The 26,452-nt window shown below is 61.5% G+C and carries 20 protein-coding genes; 1 reads left to right on the forward strand and 19 read right to left on the reverse strand.

From position 1 onward, the window contains the following. Nucleotide 1: 1 nt before the first annotated feature. The 19 genes from rpiB to greA all read right to left on the reverse strand — a co-directional run bounded on the left by rpiB (nt 2) and on the right by greA (nt 24,559). Nucleotides 2-448 carry a ribose 5-phosphate isomerase B gene (rpiB, locus tag J4862_RS03260; RefSeq protein ID WP_211789302.1) on the reverse strand — a complete coding sequence of 149 codons (447 nt, stop codon included), beginning with the start codon at nt 446-448 and terminating at the stop codon, nt 2-4. Between the two features lie 24 nt (nt 449-472). Then, nucleotides 473-2,509, reverse strand: a complete 2,037-nt coding sequence (locus tag J4862_RS03265; protein ID WP_211789303.1) for a transketolase — start codon at nt 2,507-2,509, stop codon at nt 473-475. A gap of 476 nt (nt 2,510-2,985) precedes the next feature. Beyond that, a complete protein-coding gene (locus J4862_RS03270; RefSeq protein WP_211789304.1) occupies nt 2,986-4,986 on the reverse strand; it encodes a TonB-dependent receptor in 2,001 nt (666 codons plus the stop codon). A gap of 18 nt (nt 4,987-5,004) precedes the next feature. Next, nucleotides 5,005-6,459, reverse strand: a complete 1,455-nt coding sequence (locus tag J4862_RS03275; RefSeq protein ID WP_211789305.1) for a sodium:solute symporter — start codon at nt 6,457-6,459, stop codon at nt 5,005-5,007. Nucleotides 6,460-6,557: 98 nt separating this feature from the next. Next, nucleotides 6,558-7,385, reverse strand: coding sequence for a glutamate racemase (gene murI / locus J4862_RS03280; RefSeq protein WP_211789306.1), 828 nt, complete (start codon nt 7,383-7,385; stop codon nt 6,558-6,560). A gap of 3 nt (nt 7,386-7,388) precedes the next feature. Then, nucleotides 7,389-7,976, reverse strand: coding sequence for a chromate transporter (locus J4862_RS03285; protein ID WP_211789307.1), 588 nt, complete (start codon nt 7,974-7,976; stop codon nt 7,389-7,391). Between the two features lie 4 nt (nt 7,977-7,980). Then, nucleotides 7,981-8,529 (reverse strand): chromate transporter, encoded by a 549-nt coding sequence (locus tag J4862_RS03290; RefSeq protein ID WP_211789308.1) that lies wholly within the window; start codon nt 8,527-8,529, stop codon nt 7,981-7,983. 105 nt (nt 8,530-8,634) lie between these two features. Further along, nucleotides 8,635-10,686, reverse strand: a complete 2,052-nt coding sequence (locus J4862_RS03295; protein WP_211789309.1) for a M13 family metallopeptidase — start codon at nt 10,684-10,686, stop codon at nt 8,635-8,637. A 382-nt stretch (nt 10,687-11,068) separates the two neighbouring features. Then, a complete protein-coding gene (locus J4862_RS03300; RefSeq protein ID WP_211789310.1) occupies nt 11,069-13,357 on the reverse strand; it encodes a BamA/TamA family outer membrane protein in 2,289 nt (762 codons plus the stop codon). Next, a complete protein-coding gene (locus tag J4862_RS03305) occupies nt 13,350-14,102 on the reverse strand; it encodes a shikimate dehydrogenase (protein ID WP_211789311.1) in 753 nt (250 codons plus the stop codon). Before J4862_RS03305 ends, J4862_RS03300 begins: the two co-directional genes overlap by 8 nt. 11 nt (nt 14,103-14,113) lie before the next feature. After that, the gene (gene cbiE / locus J4862_RS03310) at nt 14,114-15,331 is read right to left on the reverse strand and encodes a precorrin-6y C5,15-methyltransferase (decarboxylating) subunit CbiE (protein WP_211789312.1); all 1,218 of its coding nucleotides are present in this window, start codon (nt 15,329-15,331) and stop codon (nt 14,114-14,116) included. A gap of 676 nt (nt 15,332-16,007) precedes the next feature. After that, entirely contained in the window at nt 16,008-17,438 is a 1,431-nt protein-coding gene (locus tag J4862_RS03315) for an MFS transporter (protein ID WP_211789313.1), read from the reverse strand. Between the two features lie 9 nt (nt 17,439-17,447). Continuing rightward, nucleotides 17,448-18,758: a folylpolyglutamate synthase/dihydrofolate synthase family protein gene (locus J4862_RS03320; protein WP_211789314.1), complete on the reverse strand. Its 1,311-nt coding sequence runs from the start codon at nt 18,756-18,758 to the stop codon at nt 17,448-17,450. A 21-nt stretch (nt 18,759-18,779) separates the two neighbouring features. After that, nucleotides 18,780-20,063, reverse strand: coding sequence for an adenylosuccinate synthase (locus tag J4862_RS03325; protein ID WP_211789315.1), 1,284 nt, complete (start codon nt 20,061-20,063; stop codon nt 18,780-18,782). 506 nt (nt 20,064-20,569) lie between these two features. After that, entirely contained in the window at nt 20,570-20,896 is a 327-nt protein-coding gene (locus tag J4862_RS03330) for a MerR family transcriptional regulator (protein WP_211789316.1), read from the reverse strand. Nucleotides 20,897-20,923: 27 nt separating this feature from the next. After that, nucleotides 20,924-21,916, reverse strand: coding sequence for a type I phosphomannose isomerase catalytic subunit (locus J4862_RS03335; RefSeq protein WP_211789317.1), 993 nt, complete (start codon nt 21,914-21,916; stop codon nt 20,924-20,926). A gap of 36 nt (nt 21,917-21,952) precedes the next feature. Beyond that, complete coding sequence (locus tag J4862_RS03340; protein ID WP_211789318.1) at nt 21,953-23,593, reverse strand: ABC-F family ATP-binding cassette domain-containing protein; 1,641 nt, start codon at nt 23,591-23,593, stop codon at nt 21,953-21,955. 73 nt (nt 23,594-23,666) lie between these two features. Then, complete coding sequence (locus J4862_RS03345; RefSeq protein ID WP_211789319.1) at nt 23,667-24,062, reverse strand: HIT family protein; 396 nt, start codon at nt 24,060-24,062, stop codon at nt 23,667-23,669. 26 nt (nt 24,063-24,088) lie between these two features. Continuing rightward, nucleotides 24,089-24,559, reverse strand: coding sequence for a transcription elongation factor GreA (greA, locus tag J4862_RS03350; protein WP_211789320.1), 471 nt, complete (start codon nt 24,557-24,559; stop codon nt 24,089-24,091). A gap of 633 nt (nt 24,560-25,192) precedes the next feature. Here greA and J4862_RS03355 point away from each other — a divergent pair. Further along, nucleotides 25,193-26,449, forward strand: a complete 1,257-nt coding sequence (locus J4862_RS03355; RefSeq protein ID WP_249107448.1) for an ectonucleotide pyrophosphatase/phosphodiesterase — start codon at nt 25,193-25,195, stop codon at nt 26,447-26,449. Nucleotides 26,450-26,452 lie beyond the last annotated feature (3 nt).

The following is a 26,452-nucleotide window of genomic DNA, read 5'->3' on the forward strand; positions in this document are numbered from 1 at the left end:
GCTAGTCCTGAATGGGGATCTTGGCTACACGCGCGGTGTGACGGCCGCCCTCGAAGTCCGTGTCGAGGAAGGCAGAGACCATCGTCTCAGCTGTCTCGAGGCTGACGAAGCGGGCGGGGATGGAGAGCACGTTGGCATCGTTGTGCTGGCGTGCGAGCTCGGCGAGCTCCTTGGTCCAGCAGAGGGCAGCGCGCACCCGAGGATACTTATTCATCACCATAGAGATGCCGTTGCCCGATCCGCAGACCGAGATGCCGCGCTCTAGGGCACCCGACTGCAGCGCCTGCCCCATGGGGTGGGCGTAGTCGGGGTAGTCACAGCGCTCAGCCGAGGGACACCCGAAGTCCTCGACCTGAAGACCTCGGGCGACCAGCTGAGCCTTGATATGCTCCTTGACCTCGTAGCCTGCGTGGTCGGAGCAGATACCAATCTTGTTGGAGTAAGGCATAGTAGTTAGTTCGTGCTCGCGAGGCTATCGGCCTAGGAGCTGTTTGACCTGCGTGCAGACGTTCTGGGCGGTGAAGCCGAGCTTCTCGTCCAGTACCTTGTAGGGTGCAGAGAAGCCGAAGGAGTTCAGCCCCCAGATGCTGCCGTTGTCCCCTACGAGTCCGAGGAGGTTGACGGGGAGCCCTGCGGTGAGTCCGAAGCGCTTGACGCCCTGGGGCAGTACCTCGTCCTGATAGTCCTTGGGCTGCTGGCGGAAGAGTCCTTCGCTAGGTACGGCTGAGATCTGTAGGCGGATGCCCTCGGCGCGCAGCAGGGGTGCTGCCTCTACGAGCGTGGAGACTTCGCTGCCGTTGGCGATGAGGACGACCTCGGGCTGCTCATCGGCTAGGACGACATAGCCACCGCGTGTAGCAGCCTCGGCAGCTGCGCGGCGCGTCTGTCCCTCGGGGGCGGGGAGGTCGTTGATGTTCTGTCGCGAGAGGATCAGTGCGGTAGGCGTATGCGTGTTCTCCATAGCCATGCGCCAGGCTACGGTCGTCTCCTCGACGTCGCAGGGACGTAGGACGAGCACGCTGTCTCGGCCGCTGTGGTTCTGCAGCTTCTCCATCAGACGGATCTGTGCCTCCTGCTCTACGGGCTCGTGCGTCGGGCCATCCTCGCCGACGCGGAAGGCGTCGTGCGTCCAGATGAACTTGACGGGTAGCTCCATCAGAGCAGCCATGCGGACGGCGGGCTTCATGTAGTCCGAGAAGACGAAGAAGGTACCGCAGGCAGGGATGACCCCACCGTGCAGCGCCATACCGATACAGAGGCAGGCCATCGTCAGCTCAGCGACGCCAGGCTGGAGGAAGGCCCCGCCAAAGTCCCCATGGGAGAGGGCGCGCGTCTTCTTGAGGAAGCCATCGGTCTTGTCCGAGTTCGACAGGTCGGCCGAGGCTACGATCATATTCTCTACCTGCGTGGCTAGGACGCTGAGTACCGTAGCGGAGGCAGCACGCGTCGCCTGATTGGGCTTCTGCTCTACCTGGCTCCAGTCGATGCTGGGGGCTGCTCCACCGAACCAGCGCTCCAGCTTGGCCGCGCGGTCGGGAGCCTCCGCAGCCCAGCGTGCCTCTTCCTCACGGCGTGCAGCTGCTAGCTGACGGAGCTCGGAAAGGCGTGCGTCGTAGAGGGCCTGGACGTCCGGGAAGACACGGAAGGGATCCTCGGGATCCCCGCCAAGATGGCGTACCGTAGCGGCGAAGTCAGCCCCTGCGGCCGAGAGTGGCTGGCCGTGCGTGCTCACCTTGTCCTCGAAGCTCGAGCCGTCGGCAGCCACAGCACCGCGGCCCATGATGGTGCGGCCGATGATGAGGGTAGGCTGCCCGACGGTAGCCTTGGCCTCGGTGAGGGCTGCGCGGATTGCGTCGCTGTCGCAGCCGTCGATAGAGAGGACCTTCCAGCCCCAGGCGCGGTACTTGGCTGCTACATCCTCGCTATCGACTTCGTCTACCTTGGTCGAGAGCTGGATGTTATTGGCATCGTAGTACATGATGAGGTTGTCCAGCCCGAGGTGTCCCGCGATGCGGCCAGCGCCCTGCGAGATCTCCTCCTGGATTCCCCCGTCGGAGATGTAGGCATAGATCGTCTGGCTCATGACCCAGCCGAGACGCTCGGCGAGGAACTTCGCGGCGATGGCTGCACCGACAGCGAAGGTATGCCCCTGACCGAGGGGCCCCGAGGTATTCTCGATGCCGCGCTCTACATCTACCTCAGGATGCCCAGGCGTGGGGCTGCCCCACTGGCGGAGCTGCTTGAGCTCCTCCATATCGAACTTGCCGACCAGTGCCAGCTGTGCGTAGAGCATAGGGGACATGTGCCCGGGGTCGAGGAAGAAGCGGTCACGCCCTGACCAGGTAGGTCTGTCGGGGTCGAAGATGAGGAACTCGGAGTAGAGCGTATTGATGAAGTCTGCTCCACCCATAGCTCCACCAGGGTGACCACTCTTAGCGCGCTCCACCATAGCGGCGGAGAGGATGCGGATGTTGTCCGCTGCTCGCGTCATTAGCTGCTTGTCGTTCATGAGCTGTATGATTATGTTTAAGTTCAGCCTCGTGTATCGTGTCGTCTCTCGGGCTGCTGAGGATGGATGCTCCTCCGAGGGCTACCCTTTGACTAGTCCAAAGATACGATAATTCGCCCTATCCCTTGCCTGCCAGCAGTAGCCTCGTGGGGCGGACGCATGCTCCTGCAGGGAGCGGCCTCATCCTAGCTCCTCACGTCCCTCTCTAGGAGCCTTGTCGGGCTGCGCTGACTGATATCCCTCGCGGGGCTGACTGCTATCCCTCAGCGCGCTCAGGGATACCCATCAGGAGGCTGACTGATATCTCTCGGAGAGCCGAGACCTTGGTCTGGGAGCGCTGGGGGACGAAGTTCGTCGCATCTTTCCTTAATCCCTGTGCCTATCTCTATATATGCAGGAAGCCTCCTTGATCCCGAGCGTGCGGGATCGAGGAGGCTTGTCCTTAGGAGGCTACTTAGCCGTCTAAGCGAAGTCCGCTAGAGGCTGTAGCTGAGCTGAGCGGTGACCCAGCGCCCTGGCTGCTCGACGCCTGCGAAGTCGCTGTACTTGGTCGCGGTGAGGTTGCTCACCTCGAGACCGAGCTTCACGCGGGAGCTGTAGCGATAGTCCAGCTTAGCATCCAGCGTCGCATAGGCTTCGCTCTGGGAGATGCGCTTCTGTACGCGCAGTGCCCAGCTGCCCTCTAGGCGGGGGCCGATCTGATACCCGAGGCGTGCGGTGAACTTATGCTTGAGGTAGTTGAGGGCGTACATCGAGATGATCTGCCCTGCGTCGTGCTCCTGCGTCATGTAGAGGTAGTCGAGCTGCAGGCGGCTACCGAGCCCCAGGAAGGGTAGGTACTCCCCGTAGCGGAGGCTAAGGCCCAGCTCGAGGCCACGGCTGTCGGTCTTCCCTATGTTGCGCGACACCCACTTGGCGTCGCTAGCTGCAGTCTTCGTCCAGTCTAGGAGGTTAGTGCCGCGGGAGTAGAAGCCTGAGACGTAGCCCTGCAGTAGGCTGGTCGTATAGCGGGCCGAGAGCTCGATGCCCTCAGACTGCTCCTCGCGCAGGCCCGTGCCTGCCTGCTGTATGGGCGAGGAGTACCAGAGGTCGGTGAAGGAGGGCAGGCGCATGCTGCGGCTCCAGCTGGCCGAGAGGCTCAGTGCCCCCGTGGGGCGGTAGCTGATGCTCGCAGAGGGCAGCAGGCGCGTCTTGACGCCCTCGAGACTTGTAGCCTGTAGGAGTGCTCCCGCAGAGAGCGTCCACTGCTCTAGGCGCAGGCTGTGCTCGAGGGCTAGGCTGCTATTGGTACGGCCATCGTACTTGGTATAGTGCTCCTCGGCGCGGGCGCGTAGGCGGCCTAGGTTGCTGCTGACGATCTCCTCGTGACGCAGCTCACCCGCGAGCGTCGTCAGCCCTAGGGCGCTGCTGTAGTTGAGCGCAAGGCTGGCGCTGTAGTTGTTGCTTCGGTGGTAATTGCGGTACTGAGGGGAGCCCTTCGTCAGGTCAAACTGGTCGTAGCCCCTGTCCCAGGCGAGGGTGGGGATGATGCGTAGGCGTCCGCTGCCTAGCTCGCCACGTAGGGAGGAGAAGTAGCGACGCGAGTACTCGTACTGCATGGGGTAGCGCACGGAGTAGAAGCTATTGGCGCCGAACTGCTTGTCCAGCATCCCTACCTGTAGAGTCATCTTGTCTGCTGGGCTGAGCTGGTACTGGGTCTGCCAGAGGGCGCGGTTGATGAGGTAGTCGGTGTTGTCGATGTAGCCTGCACTGGAGCGGCTGCTGGCGGAGAGGCTATTGATGCTGCGTCCCCACTTGGTCGTGCCTCGTGCCTCGACGCCGAAGAGGCGGTGCTGACCGGCCGAGATCGTAGCGGAGAAGCCGTCGCGCTGATCGTGTCGTGTGATGATATTGATTGCCCCAGAGAAGGCTCCCGAGCCGTAGATGAGTGCTGCGGGGCCACGTAGCACCTCGATGCGCTCGATGTCGGAGAGGTTCACGGGGAGGTCGAAGCTCAGGTGGCCGGTCTGCGCGCTCGTGAGGTTCACGCCGTTCAGCAGGACGAGGGTCTGGTCCTGATGGCCGCCACGTATGGAGATGTCGGACTGTACGCCATGGGCGCCGCGCTGGGAGACATCGACCCCAGCGACGTAGACGAGGAGATCCTGGATACTGCGCACCGGCGCCGCAGCGATCTCCTTAGCCGAGAGGACAGTGACGAGCTTGGTCGCCTCACCAAGGGGCGTGGCGAGCTTGGAGGCAGTGACGGTGACGGCCTCGATCTCGTACTCACGCTCTCTATCGGGCGAGGTGCGTGGGTCGCGCCCCGAGACATTCTGTGCGCTAGCGGTGCTGCTGTAGGCGCACGCTAGAGCCAGCGAGCTGAGCGTGCCGATGGTGACGACACGGTGCATCGTGTTGAAGGCTCCGTAGCCCTTGTGCGTCATCCGTCGGAAGCGGAGCGTGGGAGCCTGCTGCAAATTGCTTTGCTTGGTCATAGGTGAATAATTAGAGGATTATACGTAGACCTTCGCCGCACGAGGCTGACGGAGCAGCCACAGCCCGACGAAGGTAAAGAGTCCATTGAAGAGGAGGATCTCGTAGCCTACCTTGTAGCCCCACAGCAGCTCGCAGCTATAGGCCAGGGCGTAGCTGACGAAGGGGGAGAGGAGGCACACGTAGGGGGTATAGCGATCCCGCACGGCGTAGTGTGTCAGGAGGCCGAAGGCATAGAGCCCCAGCAGCGGCCCGTAGGTGTAGGACACGGCGGTGAATATGGTCGTCAGTAGCGAGCCCTGCTGTATCCCCCCGATGAAGAGTACCATCAAGGCGAAGGCCACACACATCACTAGGTGTATCCACCAGCGACGGCGCGCCGTCTGCTCCTCATCCTTGAGGTCCATGCCGAGGAAGTCGGTACAGACCGAGGTGGTCAGCGAGGTGAGGGCGGAGTCGGCATTGGAGAAGGACGCCGCCGTGATCCCGAGGGTGAAGCAGATCATCACGCCGCTGCCTAGGTAGCCCGAGGCGAGGAAGGGAAGGATCTCATCGCCCCGCTCGGGGAGCGTGATCCCGCGGGCTGAGGCATAGCCCAGGAGGAGGATACCCAGGACGAGGAAGAGGTAGTTCAGCGGGATGAAGCCGAAGCCATAGCTGAGCATATTGCGCTGCGCCTCGGGGAGGCTGCGGCAGCTGAGGTTCTTCTGCATCATGTTCTGATCCAGCCCCGTCATCACCACGACGATGAAGGCACCACTGATCAGCTGCTTCCATAGATAGAGCGGACTGGCGACATCGTCGAGGACGAAGATGCGGCTGTGGGGAGACTGCCGTACCAGCTCCACGATGCCGCCGAGGTCGAGCTGCATCTGCGTCGAGACCTCGTAGATGGTGAAGACGAGGGCTAGGACGAGGCAGATCGTCTGGAGGACATCCGTCCAGATGATGGTGCCCATACCTCCGCGCTGCGTGTAGAGCCAGATGATCCCGACGACGCCGACGACAGTCAGACTATAGGGTACGCCCATAGGAGCGAAGACCAGAGACTGCAGGATCAGTGTGATCAGATAGAGCTTGGCCGCAGCGCCGAAGAGCTTGGAGATAAGGAAGAAGAGTGCCCCCGTCCTGTAGCTCCAGCGGCCGAAGCGCTGCTCTAGGTAGCTGTAGATGGAGACGAGCCTCAGCCTATAGTATAGCGGGAGCAGCACGTAGCTGACGATGAGGTAGCCGAGGAAGAAGCCGAGGACGAGCTGCATGTAGCTCATGTCCGCGCTCCCGACCATCCCTGGGACGGAGACGAAGGTCACGCCCGAGATGGAGTCCCCAAGCATCCCGATGGCCACGACCCACCAGGGGCTGGTGCGCCCCGCGAGGAAGAACTCGGCATTGCTCGAGCGTCTGCGGGTGAGCCAGGTGATGAAGAAGAGGAAGAGGAGGTATAGGACGAAGGTCAGGAGGACACCAGAGATCATGATCGTGTGTGGGGCTGCTACAGAGGCGAGGCACTAGGGCGTGCTGCGTGAGGCTATGCTGTGGGCTTACTCTAGGGACTGTTGTGTAGGGGGAGGGACTAAGGGGCGATGCGGACACGCACGGCATCGACCTCGGTGCCAGTGAAGATGCTTGCCAGCTCGGCGAACTTCTCAGGGCACTCCGTCGTGCGGTAGGAGATGCCTCCGCCTTGGCTGAGGCGCTGCTCCATCTCGGGGTGGCGCTGGAGGTAGTCCTCCAGTGAGGCAGCTACCAGCTCGCCCTGAGAGATGATCTTGATATGCTCGGGCAGGGCTGCCTCTATCTTGGGACGCAGCAGCGGGTAGTGGGTGCAGGCTAGGATGAGGGTATCGATGTCCCCGTCCTGGGCTAGTAGCTGCTCTAGGTACTGCCGTACGAAGTAGTCCGCCCCTGGGCTCTGGCTCTCGCCGTACTCCACGAGCGGCACCCACATGGGGCAGGCCTGCCCCGTCACCTGCACGTCGGGGAAGAGCTTGGCGATCTCGTGCTCGTAGGAGTGCGAGGAGATCGTCCCTGGGGTGGCGACGACGCCGATGTGCCCTGTCTCGGTGAAGCCCTCGATGGCCTCCACTGTCGGGCGGATGACGCCCAGGACGCGGCGGCTGGGGTCCTGGCTGAAGGGGAGGTAGTGCTGCTGGATCTCGCGCAGCGCCTTGGCCGAGGCGGTGTTACAGGCAAGGATCACCAGCGGGCAGCCCTCAGCGAAGAGGTACTCGACGGCCTGCAGGGTGAAGTCATTGATCACCTCAAAGGAGCGCGTGCCGTAGGGTGCACGTGCGTTGTCCCCGAGGTAGATATAGTCGTACTGGGGGAGCTGCTTGCGGATCGCGGAGAGGATGGTCAGGCCTCCGTAGCCTGAGTCGAAGATGCCAATAGGGGAGCGCATAGCCTAGGCTGGGATGATACTGTAGAAGAGCATGCCGAAGACGCCCGCCACGCCTAGGATAAGGATCGGACTGACGCGGAAGCGGTAGACGGCGATGAAGGCAGCGGCGAAGAGGATGAGGCTGAGGCCGAACTGCAGGCGTGCTGTGACTGGTGTGCCGAAGGTCTCGGCATTCATCAGCACCAGCGCAGCCGCTGCTATGAGGCCGACGATGGTCGGGCGTAGGACGGCGAAGATCCCCTTGATGATGCGGCTATCCTTGTGCCGTACCAAGAGACGACTGACGGCGAGCATTAGGATGAAGGGGAGCCAAAGGATGGAGAGGGTCGTCAGTAGCGAGCCCAGCATAGCCATCGAGGGCGAGTAGCCTGCGTTGACAACTGACGTGTAGCCCACGTAGGTAGCCATGTTGATCCCGAGGGGGCCAGGCGTCATCTGGCTCACCGCGACGATGTCGGTGAACTCTGCCGAGCTCAGCCAGTGATGCCTGGTCACGACCTCGCCCTGTATGAGCGAGAGCATGGCGTAGCCGCCGCCGAAGCCTACGATACCGATCTTGGAGAAGACGAGGAAGAGCTGTAGGAAGATCATAGCACTAGGGGCGACGTGAAGAGAGCAGGCCATAGACCCAGCCGCAGAGTCCCGCGACGAGGATCACGTACACGGGCGAGACCCCGAGCAGATAGATGAGCCCTGCCGCAAGGATAGGGATCCAGAAAGTGTAGCGCGTCAGCTGTGCCGTGCGCGCCATGGAGAAGACGGGGGCCGCGATCATCGCCACGACTACGGGGCGTATGGCACGGAAGGCATACTCCACGAGCTGGATATCCTTGTACTCATGGAAGAAGGACGCCAGTAGCAGGATGATGACGAAGGAGGGGAGTACGTTGGCCCCAGCTGCTAGCAGAGCCATACGTACCCCACCGAGCTTGTAGCCGATGTGCCCCGCCATGTCGACGGCGAAGATCCCCGGGGTGGCCTGGGCTACGGCGAGGATGTCGAGGAACTCCTGCTTGCTGAGCCAGCCTGCCTTATCGACGATCTCACGCTCCATCATCGGGATCATGGCATAGCCGCCGCCGATGGTCGTGATGCCGATCTTGAAGAAGATGCTGAAGAGTTGTCGCTGCTCTTGGCGTGTCATTGGATAGGGTAGAGGGAGAGCTGCTCCTGAGGCCAAAGAAAGGGCGAGCAAGTACCCTGCTGTAGGGCTAGGTACTTGCTCGCTTGCCTTGGGAAGGGGAGTGGGCTACCAGACGAGGACGCGCTGGCTAGGAGCCAGGTACATCTTGTCGCTCGGCTTGATCTGGAAGGCCTTATAGAAAGGGTCGATGTTTTTGAGCGCCTGATTGACACGCAGCAGCCCGAGGCTGTGGGGGTCGATCTTGGTCAGGCGGCGGATCTCAGCCTCGGTGATATTCTGTCCCCAGAGGCGTGCGTAGGCGATGTAGAAGCGCTGCTCGGGTGTCAGGCCGTCGATCTTAGTCACCTTCTGCCCCTGCTGGGCGATCTGCAGCGCCAGGTGGGCGATGGTCAGCCCGCCCTGATCGGCGATGTTCTCCCCGAGTGTCAGGGCTCCATTAGCCTTGAGCCCTGGGGCTACCGTGACGGCGGAGACCTGCTTGGCCAGACGCTCGGTCGTAGCCTCGAACTTCTTACGGTCCGACTCCGTCCACCAGTTGTTCATGTTCCCGTCCTTGTCGAAGTTGGAGCCCTCGTCGTCGAAGCCGTGTGTCATCTCGTGCCCGATGACCACCCCGATCGCTCCGTAGTTCACGGCGTCGTCGGCCGCCATATTGAAGAAGGGCGGCTGGAGGATCCCTGCGGGGAAGCAGATCTCATTGGTCGTGGGCATATAGTAGGCATTGACCTCCTGGGGATTCATCAGCCACTTAGCGCGGTCTACGGGCTGACCGAGGTCCTTGAGGTTGTCGGCCTGCGCGAAGGCAGAGGCCGCCTCGAGGTTCTCATAGTAACTCTTGCTGGCGTCGATGTCGAGGCTGCTGAAGTCCTGCCACTTGTCAGGGTAGCCGATCTTGATGACGAAGCTGCTGAGCTTCTCCTGAGCCTTCTGCTTGGTCTCGGCACTCATCCAGCTGAGGGCATCGACGCGCTGCGAGAGGGCCTTCTGTAGGTTCTTGACCAGCTGGAGCATGCGTTCCTTGGCCTCGGGGGAGAAGTGACGCTTGACGTACTCCTGCCCTAGGGGCTCACCCAGCACGCTCTGCACGACGCTGAGGCTGCGGCGCCAGCGCGGGTGCATCTCCTTGCGCCCGCTCAGTTGCTTGCCGTAGAAGTCGAACTTAGCCTCGGCGAAGGCATCGCTCAGGGCATCGGCCGCCCCATTGACGGTGTGGGCCAGGTAAAAGTCCTTGAGCTCGGCGAGCGGAGCGCCCGCGTACCACTTGTCGAAGGCCTTGAAGAAGTTGATCTGGGAGAAGTTCGCCGTCTCCAGCTTCAGCCCGCGCTTCTGGAAGTAGCCCAGCCAGTCGAAGCCCTTGTGCTCGGCGGCGAAGTCCGCGATACGTACGATGTTGTAGTTCTTCTGCGAGTCGCGCAGCTCGGTCTGTGCGTAGGCGAACTGTGCCAGCTCGGTCTCCACCTTGAGCGTATTGCGGGCGATGCGCGCGGCATCCGTAGCGCTGTAGCCTGCTAGCTGCAGGACGCGCACGAGGTAGGCCTCATAGCCCTGGCGCACCTGCTTCATCTCGGCGCCCTCCTCGACGTAGTAGTCGCGGGGACCGAGACCAAGGCTGGGCTGGAAGAGGGCGAAGATGTTCATCGTGCTGTTCTTTTCGTCAGCACCCACCCCCGAGCGGAAGAGGAGTCCCTCGCCGTACTTCTGGTCCTCGGCTGCGATGAGGTCGAGGAGCTCGGCCTTGGACTGGAGGCCCTCGATACGAGCTAGGTGGGGCTTGATGGGCTGAGCACCCTGGGCATTGCGCGTGACGCTATCTAGCGCCTGGGCGTAGAGGGTGGCGATGCGGTATTCATTGCTCCCCTTCGCTTGCTGGCTGTGGGAGAGCTCCTCGACGATTTGGCGGATCTGTGTCGTGGAGGAGTCCTGAAGGATGTCGAAGGTGCCGAAGCGGCTGTAGGCAGGCTTCAGGGGATTCTTCTTGATCCAGCCGCCATTGACGTAGTGGTAGAAGTCGGTCTGCGGGCGCACCTTGAGATCCATGTCTGCAAAGTCGATGGCGGGCTTGCCCTTGCCCTTGGGTGCCTGAGCGCTGGCCGTCGTGAGGCCCTGGGCGATGAGTGCCCCGAGGCCTAGGGTGATAATAGTCTTTTTAATCCCCATAGTTGTATCTCTTATCCTTGATGTGTGTGCGTGCGGGCTAGGGATGCCAGGCCCGCCTTTGCGTGCGACAAATATACGACTTTCTTCCCTCCCCTAGGGCGACGCAGCCTGGGGCAAGCGCTAGCGGCACGAGGGATATCCGTCACGGAGCTGAGAGATATCCGTCACGGAGCTGAGGGCTATCTGTCAGCCACCTGAGGGGTATCGGTGAGCTAGGCTGAGGGATATCAGTCAGCGCTGTGAGGGCTATCAGTCCGCTACGCTCGGGCTAAGGGCTGCCTTGATACAGCACGAGCCCAGCCGTCGGGGAGGGCTGGGCTCGTGCTACTTAGGGCGAAGGTGAGGCGCTGCGGCCTCGCGTATGGGATGGGCCTCGTGTGCCTTAGAAGGGGTAGCCGATGGCGAAGTGGAAGGCTAGGAGTTCGTGCGGGCTCTGATAGCCGATGACCCAGGGGCGGCCATTCTCGACCTGTGGGTCATAGAGCTTGAGCCCTGCGTCGAAGCGTAGGACGAAGTAGTTGAAGTCCCAGCGCAGCCCCATCCCAGAGGAGAGGGCAATCTCGCGGTAGAAGCGCTTCACGTCAAAGACGCCCTGCGGCTGGTTCTCGTAGTCGCGGATGGTCCAGATATTCCCCGCGTCGGCGAAGAAGGCCAGCTGGATGTCCCTGAGGGCACGCATCCGATACTCGGCACTGAGCTCCAGCTTGAGGTCTCCCACCTGGTCGAAGATCGTACGGCTTGCCGAGCGGGGCATGCTCCCTGGGCCTAGGCTGCGGGCACTCCAGCCGCGTATGCTATTGGCCCCCCCGACGAAGTAGCGCAGGTCCACGGGGACGAAGCGGCTATTGCCGTAGGGGATAGCGGCGCCTAGCCCGAGGCGATAGGCGAAGGCATTGCCCTCACCGAGGCGACGCAGGCCGCTGTAGTCGATCTCGGCCTTGACGAACTGCGCGTAGTTCGTGCCAAAGAGCTCGTATTCGCCACTCCCTGCCTTCTCCTGCCCTAGGAGATGGGAGAGCCCGTAGAGGACGTTGCCCGCCGACTGGAGGTAGAGGCGGAGGTTGTGCACCCAGGGGCTGGTATTGAGGCGATAGTCGTTGAGCGAGTTGTAGCGGAAGAGGTAGGAGGCGCCGAAGACAAACTGGTCACGGTAGTTGAGGATCTGTGTGATCAGCGGTAGGAGCCTGCGGAAGTCCTCGTTGATATAGCCGAAGTGGAGGTAGTCCAGGTCCACCACCTTGAGCTGATGGCGGTAGGCGCTACTGTAGTGGCTGTACCAGCTATAGCCCCAGTCGAAGGAGAGAATATTGCGGCTGAACTCGGGACGGCTGTGGTGGTCGTAGCTGAGCTGCAGGTCCGTAGTGGAGCGGATTGTCGAGGGCCCGCTGGTGTGGAGGAAGGGGATGAGGAGCTTAGGGAAGCTCAGCGAGGTCTCCAGGCCGTAGCTGCGGTGGTCGCTGGCCTTGCCGCGGAAGCTCTCGTAGCCGCCGCGTAGCTGCAGGCGCCACTGCTCACCCCCAGCGAAGAGATTATTGTGCAGGAAGGTCAGTGAGGCACTCGCCCCTAGGCTGCCCGAGGAATTGGTGCCGACGATATCGCCGCTGAGGCTCTTGCTGCGCTCGGCCGTGGTCAGGATGTCGGCATTCAGCACGGGCTCCTTGGACACTGTGTCTGGCTGGTAGCGTATGGAGACGGAGCGTAGGCTCGCCAGGTCGCTGAGGCTGGAGTAGGTGCGTGCCGTGCTCTGCTGGGAATAGAGATCCCCTGGGCGTATCCAGATACGGTGGTCGAGCTCCGAGGGGCGCAGGTAGTGCAGGCGCTCCAGGCGGTAGTCGATGCCATTGTGCGTAGTGTCGCGGTAGAGCATCGTGTCACTTGGCTCGCTGCGCCCCTGATGCAGCAGGCGCACCCGCCCGATACGGTAGACGGACTGGCTGCTATTGATACGGCTGCGTACCCAGACGTCCTGATGGGCCAGTGTGTCGACATCGAAGCGAATGCTATCCCCCGTGAAGGTGTAGTAGCCGCGATTGCGTAGGATGAGGGCGATACGCTCCTGCTCGGCGCGCATGGCCTTGGGCGAGAGCTTCTGCCCAGGACGGAGGAGGCTGCTGTACTGCTCCCCGTAGTAGAGCCGTCGCTGTAGGAGCGTGTCTGTGGGGTGAAGCAGGGGGCGGAGGGTGCTGTCGCTGATCGCCTCTTCGTGATGGCCTATGGTGAAGCGTGGCCCTGGGGTGATGTGGTATAGGAGACGCGCCTTGCGCCCCGCGGTATCGACCTGCAGCTGGGTCTCGGCATTGAGGTAGCCGAGGTTGTAGAGCGCGGCGGTGAGATTCGCCCGACCGAACTCTGCCTCCTGCTCATTGTAGAGTACGGGGGCGCTGCCGATACGGCGTAGCAGGCGGTTGATGAAGCTGTTGCTGCCTGGCTTACTTAGGTTGTAGATGCCCAGCGTCCAGTCGAAGACGCCGAGCAGACGCGCATTGGGCTGTAGCGGGAGGTAGTTCCTCAGCTCGCCCAGCTCCCGCTCTTCGCTCGGGCTCAGCGAGTCCACCTGGATCTTGACACTACGCAGGAGGTACTGCCCGGGCTGTACGTGGCGCGTCGTATTGCAGGCACTCAGCAGGAGGAGTCCCGTGAGACCGTAGAGGGGGGGCCGTCTTCTAGTCATTGCAGGTCCATATATGCCAGGCGGCATCGGCCTGGAGGTGGAGCATCTCGAGCCCGTCCTTAGTCTGGGCACCTCGGGCTGCAGCCAGCTCGAGGAAGCGGATGGGCGAGGGATTGTAGATGAGGTCGTAGCAGTAGTGTGCGGGTGTCAGCGCCTCGTAGGGTAGCTGTAGCGTCTCCCCGAGCTGGAGGCCGACGGGTGTCGTATTGACCCAGAGCGGGTAGCGAGCGGCCAGCTCTGGGCTTAGCTCCTCGTAGCTTAGCTGTTCTGCACGGGGCTGGCGGCTGACGAGCGTCGGGCTGATGCCGCGCTCCGTCAGGGCATGGACTACGGCGCGAGCAGCGCCCCCAGTTCCAAGTACCAGGGCTCGATCGAGCTTAGCTTCCCGTAGCCAGCCGTCGAGGCTAAGGCCGAAGCCGAGGTGATCCGTATTGTAGGCCTTGATCTCCAGCGCATCGTCTGTGCGGCGATGTATGGCGAGGACATTGGCCGAACCTATAGCCTCGACCTCGGGACTGAGCTGCTGGGCGTAGCGCAGCACCTGCTCCTTGTAGGGTAGTGTGACGTTGAGCCCGACCAGCTCAGGCTGCTCGCGGAGCAGTGCCTCGAGCTCCTCGATGCGCTCCAGAGGGAAGAGCCTGTAGTCCGCAGCTATCCCCTCGCGCTCGAAGCGCTCGCGGAAGTACTCAGGGGAGAAGCTGTGGGAGAGCCTCTGGCCTATGAGCCCGTATAGCTTAGCCTTCATCGCCTCGCTGCTTAGCCCTGGCCTGGCTTGGCCTGAAGTATAGTGATGGGGTTGTGCTGGTCTACGGCCAGCAGCGTCTCATAGCTGATGTGCCAGCCTACGGAGGCTACTGCAGCGCGGAAGTTGTCTAGGGTCTCGGTGGAGACCGAGTTGAATACCAGTACCCCGCGCTCGCCCATCAGCGCGGTCAGGCGCTCTACGAACTCCTGCAGGTGTCCGCCATGCCCGCCGATGAAGGCAGCCTCGGGGCGCGGCAGCCGCTCTAGATCCTGCTGCAGGAAGTCGCCGATGAGGTAGTCGATCCCAGGGGCGTGGAAGCGGCGACTATTGGTCTGCATCAGTTCGTCTCCCTCGGGGCGTATCTCGAAGGACTGTACATGCAGGTGCGGATAGCGGAGCTTCGCCTCGATGGAGACACTCCCCGTGCAGAAGCCCACATCCCAGAGACAGCGGCGCTGCTCCAGCTCGAGGAGGCTGAGGCTCACTAGTCGTATAGGCATCTTGGTGATCATATTCACTCGTCCATTGAGGGGGAAGAAGTCCAGCTCCTTGAGGCCCAGAGGAGCGGCGTACTGCGTGGGGGCCTTATGCTCCAGGATGAGGCAATTGGGGTGTGCAAAGTCGCGTCCTGGTACTTCCTCTAGGGGGAGGCTGTAGGTCTCCTGCCGCTCGCCCCCGAGCAGCACCCCGATGTGCATCGTGTAGCCCTCGTAGCCGTAGTCGAGCATATGCTGGGCGATGACGCTCGGCGTATGCTTCTTGTCGGTCAGCACCCCGACCTTAGCCCTGCGCTCTATAAGGGCGCGGTCGAACTCGTGCCAAGGGCGTCCCGTCAGCGAGACGACGTACATATCGTGGTAGGGCAGACGCAGGGCATGGGCCAGCATCTGCAGGGAGCTGAAGCTAGGCACGGTACGCTCGACACGCCCAGGGAACTCGCGCATCAGTGTCGTGGTGAAGCCGAAGAAGAGCGGGTCGCCCGAGGCGAAGACCACGACGGGCGCGTCGTGCTGGCGGTATTGTGCGTAGACGTCCTCTAGCGGTACGGTGATGTCGATCCAGAGGGCATCCTCGGGGAGCAAGGCCGCGACGAGCTCGCGGTGACGGCGTCCCCCTGAGAAGATGCGGTGCTGGGCGATGAGAGCCTGAAGGTCTGCGCTGAACTGGGGGGCCTCCTCGTCGTTCATGCCGAGGACGATGAAGGAGAGCCCGCTATTGTGATGCTTCATTGAGCTAGGATATTTGTGGTGATGGTCTTGGATGTATCATCCGCTTGCGCTGCAAAAATACCGCTAATTCTGCGCTTCGCCACATGGGCGCTCCGTCGAGAGGTCTCATAAGGCGCTCGGGCACTCGTTGGCCTCTGCCGAAGGCCAAGGGCGGACGAAGCTCCCTCGGGGCAATCCGTGCAAGGTGCGCAGGGGCTCGCTTACCCCTAGTTCGCCTCCGAGGGCCACTTGCCTTACTCCTTAGCTTAGCTCCTATAGGCTGGAGCTAGCCCGCTCCCTTATCCTGCAAAGTAGCTCGAGTATAAGGGGAGGGCTCGTGAGGGATATCAGTCAGCCCGCTGAGGGACGTCCGTCACGCCTCTGATGGATACCAGTCAGGAGGCTGAGGGCTATCCCTCACGGAGCTGGGATGAGGCTGTCGCCGCGCTGCCGCTTGGGTTTCCTTGACTCGGCCTAGGCTGGAGATGAAGTCTCGACTACGTCTTGACTGTGCCTTCGCTTTGCTGGGCAAGAGCGTAGAGCGGCCTCCCCGCTTTGCTTAAACGCAGCTCTCCTTCCCTTGGATATAGGCCTTTTTAGCCTTTAGTCTAGGAGCTAAAAAAGACGAAGCCCCGAGCGCAGGACTGCACTCGGGGCTTCGTAGGAGTGGACTTGCTCGTGAGCGAGCGAGGTGAGCTTACTTGGACTCGGTTACGTTGGGTAGTTCGAGGCCGTAGCCCTTCTTGCGGTCGACGGCCTTGAGGAAGGCACTGAGGACGAAGGCAACGACGCCGAAGCTAGCGAAGATGAGCATCGCCAGCGTGTAGTCCTTAGGCTGGCCCGCAGGGATATCCTTGTTCACGCTGTCCAGTACGCCGCCGATGACCACAGGCACAGACATCAGACCGACATTCTGGATCCAGAAGATAGCGGAGTACGCAGAGCCCAGTACTTTGCTGTCGATGAGCTTGGGGACGCTGGGCCAGAGGGTCGCTGGGACAAGCGAGAAGGAGATCCCGAGCAGTACAATCGCTAGGAAGGCCACCGTAGAGCTACTGCTGCTACCGACCTCGAAGGGGTAGATGGCGAAGATGAGGTGACAGGCGACCATCAGCACGGAGCCTGCGATGAGCATCGTCGCGCCCTTACCCTTGCGGTCGAGGAAGAAGCCGAGGAAGGGCGTGATGATCATAGCCCCGATGGGGAAGTAGCTAAAGAGGTTGGCTGCCTCCTCGAGCGAGAGCCCTACCTTGGCATTGAGCATCTCGGTAGCGAACTTCTGGAATGGGAAGATCGCCGAGTAGTAGAGGACGCAGAGCAGAGCCACCACCCAGAAGATCCCCTTGCCGAAGACCAGCTTGAGGTCGCTGAACTTGAAGGGCTCTTCCTCCTCGCTCTCCTCGCCGTCGAGCTCCTTATCCAGCGCCTTGTCCATGAAGCCGTAGACGATGTACAGCAGCAGACCGATGCAGAGCAGCGCTGCGCAGAAGATAACGGGAGCCTGCACGCTGCCCCATTCGGCTGCGATCTTGGGCGAGAGACGGAAGATGGAGAAGACGCCGAAGCGTGCCACGGCCATCTCGATACCCATAGCTAGCGCCATTTCCTTACCCTTGAACCACTTGACGATGGCACGGGATACGGTGACCCCCGCCATCTCGGTGCCGCAGCCGAAGAGCATGAAGCCGAGGCTCGCACAGAGGGCCGTCGGAGGCAGATTCCAGCCTGCTAGATCCTTGAGGAAGCCCGAGAAGCTATTCATCGCATCGTAGCCTAGGCCTCCGTTCTTAAAGGTCGCGCTGAGGGCATAGACCTTGAGGAGCGCGCCGATGACCATCAGCGAGCCCGAGAGCAGCGCCGTGAAGCGTACGCCCATGCGGTCGAGGATAATCCCCGCCAGGATGAGGAAGCCAACGAAGACATTGAGGAAGAACTCGCTCCCCCCATAGAGGCCGAAGACCGTAGAGTCCCACCCGAGCTCCGTCTCCACCATCGTCTTGACGGGCGAGAGCACGTCGACGAACATATAGGCGAAGAACATCGTGAGCGAGAGGATCACGAGTGCTCCCCAGCGCGCCGCTGGCTTGTCACGCAGCAGCACCTTGGCCTGTGATTGTACTTGTTCCATAGTGAGTAGTTATTTAGTGTTGTGATAGATGCTGATGAGGTCCGCTACGAGGAAGTTGCTTCCCCCGACGAAGATGAGTTCGCCCGCTGCTGCCGATGCCTTCGCAGCCTCTAGCGCAGCGCTGATATCAGGGTAGGCCTCGCCTCGGAGCCCGTAGCTCTCGGCGAGCTCCTGCAGCTCTCGAGCTGGCAGCGCCCGTGCTACACGTGCGGCCGTGAAGTAATAACGAGCCTCCGGCGGAAGTAGTGCAAGGACGTGGCGGACGTCCTTGTCGCTCACCATACCGAAGATGATGTGCAGCGGACAGCCTAGAGAGCGCAGCTGCTCGACGACGTAGCGCACGCCGTCCTCATTATGCCCCGTGTCGCAGATGACCCAGGGGGAGCGGCTGAGCGTCTCCCAGCGGCCGCGCAGTCCCGTGAGGGCGCAGACTTCGGCAAGGCCCTTACGGACAGCTTCGTCAGGGAGCTCCAGACCTAGGCGGCGCAGCTCCTCGACGGCGGTGAGGATGGTCGGTACATTGTAGCGCTGCGCTGCGCCACCGAGCTCGAAGTAAACGGAGCGCTCTGCTTCCCCTTGTCCCTTAGGCTGGAGATAGAGGGTCTGCCCTGTGGCCTCGGGCTGGGATCGGACGAAGCGGAACTCTGTGGCAGCGAGCCGCAGTGGGGCTGCTTCCTCCTCAGCACGCCGCTGGAAGGTCGCCAGCACCTCGGGCTCCTCAGCCCGACCGATGATGACGGGAGTCTGGGGCTTGATGATGCCCCCCTTCTCATAGGCGATCTTCGCCAGTGTGTCCCCTAGGTACTGGGTGTGGTCGAGGCTGATGCCCGTGATGGTCGAGAGGATAGGGGAGATGATGTTGGTACTATCGAGTCGGCCGCCCATCCCTACCTCGATGATGGCGTAGTCTACCTGCTGATCATGGAAGTAGCAGAAGGCCATGAGCGTCGTGAGCTCGAAGAAGGAGGGCCTCAGCTGGGCGATCTGCGCTCGGGCGCCCTCGGTGAAGCGCACGACGTAGTCTTGGTCAATAGGCTGGCCATTGACGCGTATGCGCTCGCTGAAGTCTAGGAGGTGGGGCGAGGTGAAGAGGCCCACACGATAGCCCGCAGTTTGTAGGATTGCCGCCAGACTATGGGAGGTAGAGCCCTTGCCATTGGTGCCAGCTACGTGGATGGAGCGGAAGGCGCGGTGCGGATGCCCGTAGTGCGCATCCAGCTGCCTCGTTGTATCCAGCCCAGGCTTATAAGCGCTAGCCCCCACCTCTTGGAAGGCAGGGGTAGCGGCATATAGATATTGGAGTGCTTCGGTATAGGTCATGTAGCAGCAGACTCCCCTCTACTAGGGAAGTAGCTCGGGGTGTAGCGCGATTGTCTGCGCTCGGTCGGGGCCGACAGATACTACGGCGATGGGCACCCCGATCTGCTCCTCGATGAAGGTGATGTAGTCCCGCAGCTCCTGGGGGAAGTCCTCGTAGCGCGTCAGCTGCGTGGTGTCGCACTTCCAGCCCTTGAGCTCGGTGTAGTGCGGCTTGACCTCGTCGCTGAGCTCGTAGGGGAAGCTGCGCGTCAGCTCGCCCTTGATCTCATAGTCGGTACAGACGCGGATCGTGTCGAAGCTATCCAGCACGTCGCTCTTCATCATGATGAGGCGCGTGGCGCCATTGAGCATCACCGTGTAGCGCAGAGCCACCAGGTCGAGCCAGCCGCAGCGACGGCGGCGCCCCGTGACGGAGCCGAACTCATGCCCCAGCGAGCAGAGGCGCTCGCCCGTCTCATCAAAGAGCTCGGTGGGGAAGGGCCCCGCACCGACGCGCGTGCAATAGGCCTTGAAGATGCCATAGACCTCGCCGATATGCCGGGGCGCTACGCCCAGGCCGGTGCAGCAGCCTGCGCTGATGGTGCTGCTCGAGGTGACAAAGGGATAGGAGCCGAAGTCGATGTCCAGCAGTGAGCCCTGGGCTCCCTCCGCCAGGACGCTCTGCCCGCGGTGTAGCGACTCGTTGACGAAGTGCTCGCTGTCTACGAAGGTGAACTCCTGTAGGTAGCGGATGCCCTCCATCCACTGCTGCTCCAGCTCCTCAAGCCCCTCTACGGGGTAGTCCCAGGCACGCAGTAGTGCCAGGTGTCGCTCCTTGGCTGCCTGATAGCGCTCCTCCAGCTGGTGCTCGATGTCGCCTACACGCAGTCCCGTGCGCCCGATCTTGTCCGTATAGGTCGGGCCGATGCCCTTGCCCGTGGTGCCGATCTTGGCCGAACCCTTGTGCGCCTCCTGTGCTGCGTCGATGTAGCGATGCGTGGGGAGGATCAGATGGGCCTTGCGCGAGATGAGGAGACGCTTGCGGAGGTCGTGTCCGCTACGCGAGAGCGCACGAGCCTCCTCGGCGAAGAGGATGGGGTCGAGTACTACACCATTGCCTATGACATTGAGCTTGTCCCCCTGGAAGATCCCCGAGGGGATGGAGCGCAGGATGTACTTCTCGCCCTCGAACTCTAAGGTGTGCCCTGCGTTGGGCCCGCCCTGGAATCGAGCTATGAGGTCATAGGAGGGGGTCAGGACATCGACGATCTTGCCTTTGCCTTCGTCGCCCCATTGCAGTCCGAGCAGGACATCAACTTTCTTCATTATAGTATCGAGTGTGTATCTGTGATTCGTTCGCTTGCGCTGAGTCGGGTCGTCTACTGCTAGTGCGACAGCCCAGCGAGTGGTGCTACAAATATAGTCATATTTGCTAGGCTATATCCATCCCTTTGCTAGCTAGCTTAGGCTGGAGCAGGGGAAGCCCTCCAGCAGTGCCCTTATCCTTAGTCAAGCGGGCAGGGAAAGCTAAGTCCCAGCGGTGCGCGGCTATAAGGGGCACCCCTCTGAGGGATGTCAGTCAGCTTCTTGAGGGACGTCCGTCAGGCGCCTGAGGGATATCGGTCGGGAGGCTGAGGGATATCCTCCACAAAGCTGCAGCAAGGCTGTGGCCTCGCTTTACCGCCTTAGTCCCCTTTGTCGGGACGCCTTGGAATAGCCCTCGGCACGCAGTCTGCGAGCTCCTTTTGTGTCCCTTGGGCAAGGCGGTTCCCATTGCCTCCCAGTCAGCCTCAAGCCGCTCCTGCCCTTGGCCCGGAGAGTGCCTCCAGCCTCTAGGACTCTAGCTGCGCCCTCAGCTCAAGCAGACGCTCACGGATCTGGCGTAGCCGTGTGAGCGTGTCTAGCTGCGTGTCTAGGCGCTTCTTGGTACGCTTCAGTTCGTCCTGTGCGCCCTCGATGGTGAACTTACGTACGCGCAGTAGATACTGCACGGTACGTATGTTCTCTATATCCTGCTGGGTATAGCGCCTAGCTCCCTTGTCGCAGTGCGCGGGGGCGAGGTGCGGGAACTCCGACTCCCAGTGGCGCAGGGTAGAGACCTGCTCCCCCAGGAGATGGGCGACCTCCTTGATGCGGTAGTAGAGCTTGGAGCCAGCCATAGGGGTCGTCTGACTACAGTAGGGAGACTACAGCTCGGGGATGTAGGTCTCGAGCAGCTTGCAGCTGGGGCTGGGTAGGAGCGTCAGTTCGCGGTTCTCTGCTGGTACCAGCACGCTCTGTCCCTGGTGGAGCTGGACCTCGTAGCCTGCGGCGTCACGTAGCGTTAGCGCACCCTCCATACAGATGTAGATGACAAAGCTATCCAGGGCGCTCCAGTCGCGGTGGAGTGGGGCGTCGAGGTCGAGGAGCTTGGTCTCGAAGTAAGGGCAGGAGACGAGGTCCACGGGCTGGTCCTTGGCGGGCGTATAGGCCGTGCGGTAGTCGTCCTGTAGCTGGTAGTCGATGGCATCCTTGGCGAGCTCGGTGTGCAGCTCACGCTTGTTGCCCGCTGCGTCGGTACGATCGTAGTCGTAGATGCGGTAGGTGATGTTGGAGGTCTGCTGGATCTCGGCGATGAAGCAGCCTGCACCGATGGCGTGGACGCGCCCTGCGGGGAGGAAGAAGACGTCGCCGGGCTTGACCTCGTACTCCGCTAGAGCCTCGACGATCGTACCCTCGGCGATGCGCTTCACGTAGTCCTCGGGCGAGGACTGGACGGCGAAGCCGCTGTATAGCTTAGCCCCCTTAGCGGCGGAGATGACGTACCACATCTCCGTCTTGCCGAAGGAGTTGTGGCGCTTCATGCCCAGCGCGTCATCGGGGTGTACCTGTATGGAGAGGTAGTCGCGTGCGTCGATGAACTTGATGAGCAGCGGGAAGCGGTCGCCGAAGCGCGCCTTCACGCGTGCGCCGACGAGACGGTCGCCATAGGTGCGGAGTAGCTCGTCGAGGTTCTGCCCCTTGAGGGCGCCCTCGGCTACGATGCTGTAGTTGTCATCGACGTGGGAGATCTCCCAGCTCTCGCCCACCTTCTTGTCATCGGGCTCGAGTCCCTTGAAGGGGCGGATGTCTTGGCCTCCCCAGATGACTTCCTTGAGTAGTGGGGCGAAGGTCAGGGGGTATAGTGTCTGCTGTGCCATAGGTCTATAGGTATTGCTATCAGTAAGTGTTGATGATTATCCTTGGGTACGCTCCAGCTCGCGGAGGTTCTCCATCTTTTTTCGTTGCATGAATTCGTAGATCCCCTCGAGGTGCTCTGTGACCTTGCCGCCACCGAACTCGTAGACCTTGCTGACGAGCCCGTCGAGGAAGTCACGGTCGTGTGAGACGAGGATGAGCGTCCCGTCATAGGCTAGGAGGGCCTGCTTGAGGACCTCCTTAGTCTTCATGTCGAGGTGGTTGGTAGGCTCGTCGAGGATGAGGAGATTGTAGGGCTCGAGGAGCAGCTTGAGCAGGGCTAGACGCGTGCGCTCTCCGCCAGAGAGCACCTTGACCTTCTTGGCCGAAGCCTCGCCACCGAACATGAAGGCCCCCAGTAGGTCCTTGATCTTGGTGCGTATCTCTCCCTCGGCGATGTCGTCTATCGTCTGGAAGACGGTGCGTGTCTCATCCTCTATGGCCGCCTGGTTCTGGGCGAAGTAACCGATCGAGACGTTATGCCCGAGCGTCAGGGTGCCCTCGTGCTCGAGCTCCTTCATGATGCAGCGCACCAGCGTACTCTTCCCCTCGCCGTTCTTCCCGACGAAGGCGATCTTGTCTCCGCGCTCGATCATCAGATCGACCCCAGAGAAGATACGCTTGTCCTCGAAGGCCTTGCCTACGCTCTCCATCTGTACGGGGTAGGTGCCCGAGCGAGGGGCTGGTGGGAAGCGGAGACGGATTGCGGAGCTGTCTATCTCATCGACCTCGACGAGCTCTAGCTTCTCCAGCATGCGCACGCGGCTCTGCACTTGGTTAGTCTTGGAGTAGGTGCCCTTGAAGCGCTCGATGAAGTCCTGGGTCTCTGCGATGAACTTCTGCTGCTCCTCATAGGCCTTCTGCTGCTGCTCGCGGCGCTCGGCGCGTAGGCGCTGGTACTCGCTGTAGTTGACCTTGTAGTCATAGATGCGCCCCATGGTGATCTCTAGAGTGCGCGTCGTGATATGGTCTACGAAGGCGCGGTCGTGGCTGATCACGACGACGGTCTGCCCCGTCTCGATGAGGAAGTCCTCCAGCCACTGGATGGACTCGATGTCTAGGTGGTTGGTCGGCTCGTCCAGCAGGAGGACGTCGGGCTTCTGTAGCAGGAGCTTCGCCAGCTCGATACGCATACGCCAGCCGCCACTGAACTCTGAGGTCTGTCGGTCGAAGTCGCTACGCTTGAAGCCCAGGCCCAGCAGCGTCAGCTCTACGGCCTTGTCGTAGTTGATCTCCTCGATGGCATAGTACTTCTCCCCTAGGGTAGAGACCTCCTCGATGATAGCCATGTACTCCGGACTGTCGTAGTCGGTACGTGTCGTCAGCTGCTCGTTGAGCTCCTCCATGCGTGCCGCCATAGCATGTATATGGCTGAAGGCCTGCTCTGTCTCCTCGAAGACGGTGCGTCCATCCTCGGTCAGTAGATGCTGCGGCAGGTAGGCGACCTTGACGCCCGAGGGTACGTTGACCTTACCTCGGGTAGCCTCGCGGGTGCCGCTGAGGATCTTCAGTAGCGTGGACTTCCCCGCACCATTCTTACCCATCAGGGCTATACGGTCCTTGGGGTTGATGACGAAGGAGATGTTCGAGAATAGGGGAGCGCCACCGATCTCAACGGTGAGCCCATCGACAGATATCATATAGAGTATATGGGGAGTAAAGGTCTGCGGAGATCGAGCCGCAGGGCTGGGTGAGGCGGCCTCGAGTGGAGGGCTAGACTAGCGCTGCAGCACGAAGGCGGGCGGCCATGTCGGCGAGCTCATCCTGGCTGGGCTGTAGCTTCTTCTTGAGGTCGATGTCCCCCTCGGTGTTGATGGGGACGAGGTGGATGTGGGCATGATTGACCTCTAGGCCAAGGGCGAGGACAGCCACCTTGCGGCACTGGGTGACGGCCTTGATCTGGGCCGCGACCTGCTTGGCGAAGATCATCATACGGCCGAGGAGCTCGTCCTCGAGGTCGAAGAGGTAGTCCTCCTCGAGGCGCGGGATGACGAGCGTATGGCCCATCTGTAGGGGGGCGATGTCGAGGAAGGCATAGAACTCCTCGCTCTCAGCGACGCGGTGCGAGGGGATCTCCCCCTGGATGATGCGGGTGAATAGGCTAGGCATAGTGTGTGTACGCTGTGGTGAGGGGTCTAGAAGCTGATCTCGAGGATCTCGAGGGAGAGCAGTCCGCCAGGGGTCTGTACCTCGACGACGTCCCCGACCTTGCGCCCCATCAGGCCCTTGGCGATGGGGGTATTGACGGAGATCTTCTTCTCCTTGAGGTTGGCCTCAGAGTCCGAGACGAGCGTGTAGACGAGCTCTGCCTTGGTCTTGGTGTTGCGGATGCGCACCTTGTTGAGGATCTGCACGGCCTCGGTGCCGAGGCGTGATTCGTCGATGATGCGCGTGTTGGCTAGCGTGGCCTTGAGCTGTGAGATCTTGGCCTCGAGGAGCCCCTGGGCTTCCTTGGCCGCGTCGTACTCGGCATTCTCTGATAGGTCGCCCTTATCTCGGGCCTCTGCGATCTGGCGGGAGATCTCGGGGCGCTGGATGGTCTCCAGCTCGTTGATCTCGGCGACGAGCTTGTCATAGCCCGCCTTGGTCATATAGTTGTATGCCATAGAAGAAGGGAGGGAGTTCCGATCGACTCCGTTCGTTGTGATTACTCGGGATGATTACAATAGCGAACCCTACTCCAGCCAGTTAGCCGTCGTAGGGTTCATAAACAAAGGTACGACAATTATCCGAATAGCCCCTGGCAGGGCGTGCGCTTCGTCTTGAACCCGCATTCGACCCTCTAAGGACAGCGTCGTGACAAGCAGCGCTAGATGGCTTGTCCCTTCCGCTTTGGGCGGAGCTACCTAGCTCGGCGGATAGGCTTGCCCAAGTCCTCCCCGTGAAGTGCCTCGGGAGGCGGAACAGGGTGGCAGCCCTGCCCTAGCTCGGTGAGGGATATCCCTGGGCCTCCCTGACCGATATCCCCCAGCCGCGTGACTGACGTCCCTCAGCTGCCTCACTGATATCCCTCGGGAGGCCTCCCCCTTAGCCCGCAGCATCGCGGAGCCTTGTCCCTTCCTGCGCTATCTATATAATGTAGGGGAGGAGCCAAAGGGCTTAACAGGCCTCAGCGCTGAGCTCGGGCTGCTCGGACTGGCATAGGCGCGGCTTTTTTGCTACCTTTGCCCCTGCAAATAGAGCGAGATCAGGATGATCCGCTACGGACTTGGAAGACTAGGTCCTACACTTATCTAAGAATGGGAAGGATTAACTCACTGCTCTTTCCGCTCCTGATGGGAGCGGGACTGCTTAGCCTTGGGCTGGGCAGCTGTGGCGTATCTAAGCAACACACTTCGGCTGAGCTAGCAAAGGCTAGCGACCGCTACGTCGTCGTACTCTCACTTGATGGCTTCCGTGCCGACTATCAGGGGCGGGCGCATACACCGAACCTTGATCGTATGGATGCCGAAGGACTGTCGGGTCGCTTCCGTCCGTCCTATCCTACCCTTACTTTCCCAAATCACTATGCGATGGCCACGGGGCTGTACCCGAATAATCACGGGCTCGTGGGCAACGAGTTCTGGGATGAGCGCGGTGCGCACTATCGCCTCGGGGATCGCGTAGCCGTGGCCGATCCTGCCTTCTATAAGGGCGAACCTCTGTGGAATGTGGCCCGTCGCCACGGGTTGAAGTCCGCGAGCTTCTACTGGGTCGGGAGTGAGACCGCCGTCGGCGGGCATCAGCCAGATCGCTGGAAGAAGTTCGACGACAAGGTGCCCTATACCGACCGTGCTGACTCGGTGCTGGCTTGGCTCCAGCTGCCCGAGGCAGAGCGTCCTCGTCTCCTGATGTGGTACATCGAGGAGCCCGACCATACGGGGCATCACGAGAGCCCCGAGTCACCCAAGACGCTACGCATGGTAGAGAAGATGGACTCCGTCGTCGGCTACTTCCGTCAGCGCCTAGCCCAGCTACCGCTCGCGCACAAGGTGGACTTCATCCTCGTGTCGGATCACGGGATGGCGAGCTTCGACAAGAGCAAGGCCGTGAACCTCGCCGACTACCTCCCCTTAGACAGCTTCGAGCACGTCGCCACGGGGCCCTTCACCCACCTCTATCCGAAGAAGGGCTACACCGAGACGGCCTACCGCATCCTCAAGCGTGTGCCTCACGTAGAGGTCTATCACAAGGGGGAGCTGCCCGAGCGCTTGCACTTCGGCTCCAGCCCTCGTATCGGGGAGCTGGTCGTCAAGGCCGAGCTCGGGACGCAGATCTACTTCAGTCCTCAGGGTATCCCTGCCCAGAGCTTAGCGGCAGGGCATGGCTTCGACAATAAGCACGAGGAGATGCTGGCGGTCTTCAAGGCCGTAGGACCCGACTTCGCCCCTGGGCGTCGTATCGCTGAGCCTGTCCCGAACATCACGCTCTACCCCCTCGTCTGCCGCCTCCTCGGGATCGCTCCGGGGACGCATGACGCTGACGCTAGCCTCGCCGAGCAGCTCATCAAGAAGTAAGTC

This window comes from Porphyromonas sp. oral taxon 275 (assembly GCF_018127745.1).
Taxonomy (GTDB): Bacteria; Bacteroidota; Bacteroidia; order Bacteroidales; family Porphyromonadaceae; genus Porphyromonas.

Bases quoted from the DNA above. Each gene is read 5' to 3' on its own strand.
- J4862_RS03345 (WP_211789319.1), bottom strand. From the start codon at position 24,062: ATGCCTAGCCTATTCACCCGCATCATCCAGGGGGAGATCCCCTCGCAC.
- greA (WP_211789320.1), bottom strand. From the start codon at position 24,559: ATGGCATACAACTATATGACCAAGGCGGGCTATGACAAGCTCGTCGCC.
- J4862_RS03355 (WP_249107448.1), top strand. From the start codon at position 25,193: ATGGGAAGGATTAACTCACTGCTCTTTCCGCTCCTGATGGGAGCGGGA.
- J4862_RS03275 (WP_211789305.1), bottom strand. From the start codon at position 6,459: ATGATCTCTGGTGTCCTCCTGACCTTCGTCCTATACCTCCTCTTCCTC.
- J4862_RS03265 (WP_211789303.1), bottom strand. From the start codon at position 2,509: ATGAACGACAAGCAGCTAATGACGCGAGCAGCGGACAACATCCGCATC.
- J4862_RS03305 (WP_211789311.1), bottom strand. From the start codon at position 14,102: ATGAAGGCTAAGCTATACGGGCTCATAGGCCAGAGGCTCTCCCACAGC.
- J4862_RS03315 (WP_211789313.1), bottom strand. From the start codon at position 17,438: ATGGAACAAGTACAATCACAGGCCAAGGTGCTGCTGCGTGACAAGCCA.
- J4862_RS03335 (WP_211789317.1), bottom strand. From the start codon at position 21,916: ATGGCACAGCAGACACTATACCCCCTGACCTTCGCCCCACTACTCAAG.
- J4862_RS03320 (WP_211789314.1), bottom strand. From the start codon at position 18,758: ATGACCTATACCGAAGCACTCCAATATCTATATGCCGCTACCCCTGCC.
- J4862_RS03290 (WP_211789308.1), bottom strand. From the start codon at position 8,529: ATGACACGCCAAGAGCAGCGACAACTCTTCAGCATCTTCTTCAAGATC.
- J4862_RS03340 (WP_211789318.1), bottom strand. From the start codon at position 23,593: ATGATATCTGTCGATGGGCTCACCGTTGAGATCGGTGGCGCTCCCCTA.
- J4862_RS03300 (WP_211789310.1), bottom strand. From the start codon at position 13,357: ATGACTAGAAGACGGCCCCCCCTCTACGGTCTCACGGGACTCCTCCTG.
- J4862_RS03270 (WP_211789304.1), bottom strand. From the start codon at position 4,986: ATGACCAAGCAAAGCAATTTGCAGCAGGCTCCCACGCTCCGCTTCCGA.
- rpiB (WP_211789302.1), bottom strand. From the start codon at position 448: ATGCCTTACTCCAACAAGATTGGTATCTGCTCCGACCACGCAGGCTAC.
- J4862_RS03325 (WP_211789315.1), bottom strand. From the start codon at position 20,063: ATGAAGAAAGTTGATGTCCTGCTCGGACTGCAATGGGGCGACGAAGGC.
- murI (WP_211789306.1), bottom strand. From the start codon at position 7,385: ATGCGCTCCCCTATTGGCATCTTCGACTCAGGCTACGGAGGCCTGACC.
- cbiE (WP_211789312.1), bottom strand. From the start codon at position 15,331: ATGAAGCATCACAATAGCGGGCTCTCCTTCATCGTCCTCGGCATGAAC.
- J4862_RS03285 (WP_211789307.1), bottom strand. From the start codon at position 7,976: ATGATCTTCCTACAGCTCTTCCTCGTCTTCTCCAAGATCGGTATCGTA.
- J4862_RS03295 (WP_211789309.1), bottom strand. From the start codon at position 10,686: ATGGGGATTAAAAAGACTATTATCACCCTAGGCCTCGGGGCACTCATC.
- J4862_RS03330 (WP_211789316.1), bottom strand. From the start codon at position 20,896: ATGGCTGGCTCCAAGCTCTACTACCGCATCAAGGAGGTCGCCCATCTC.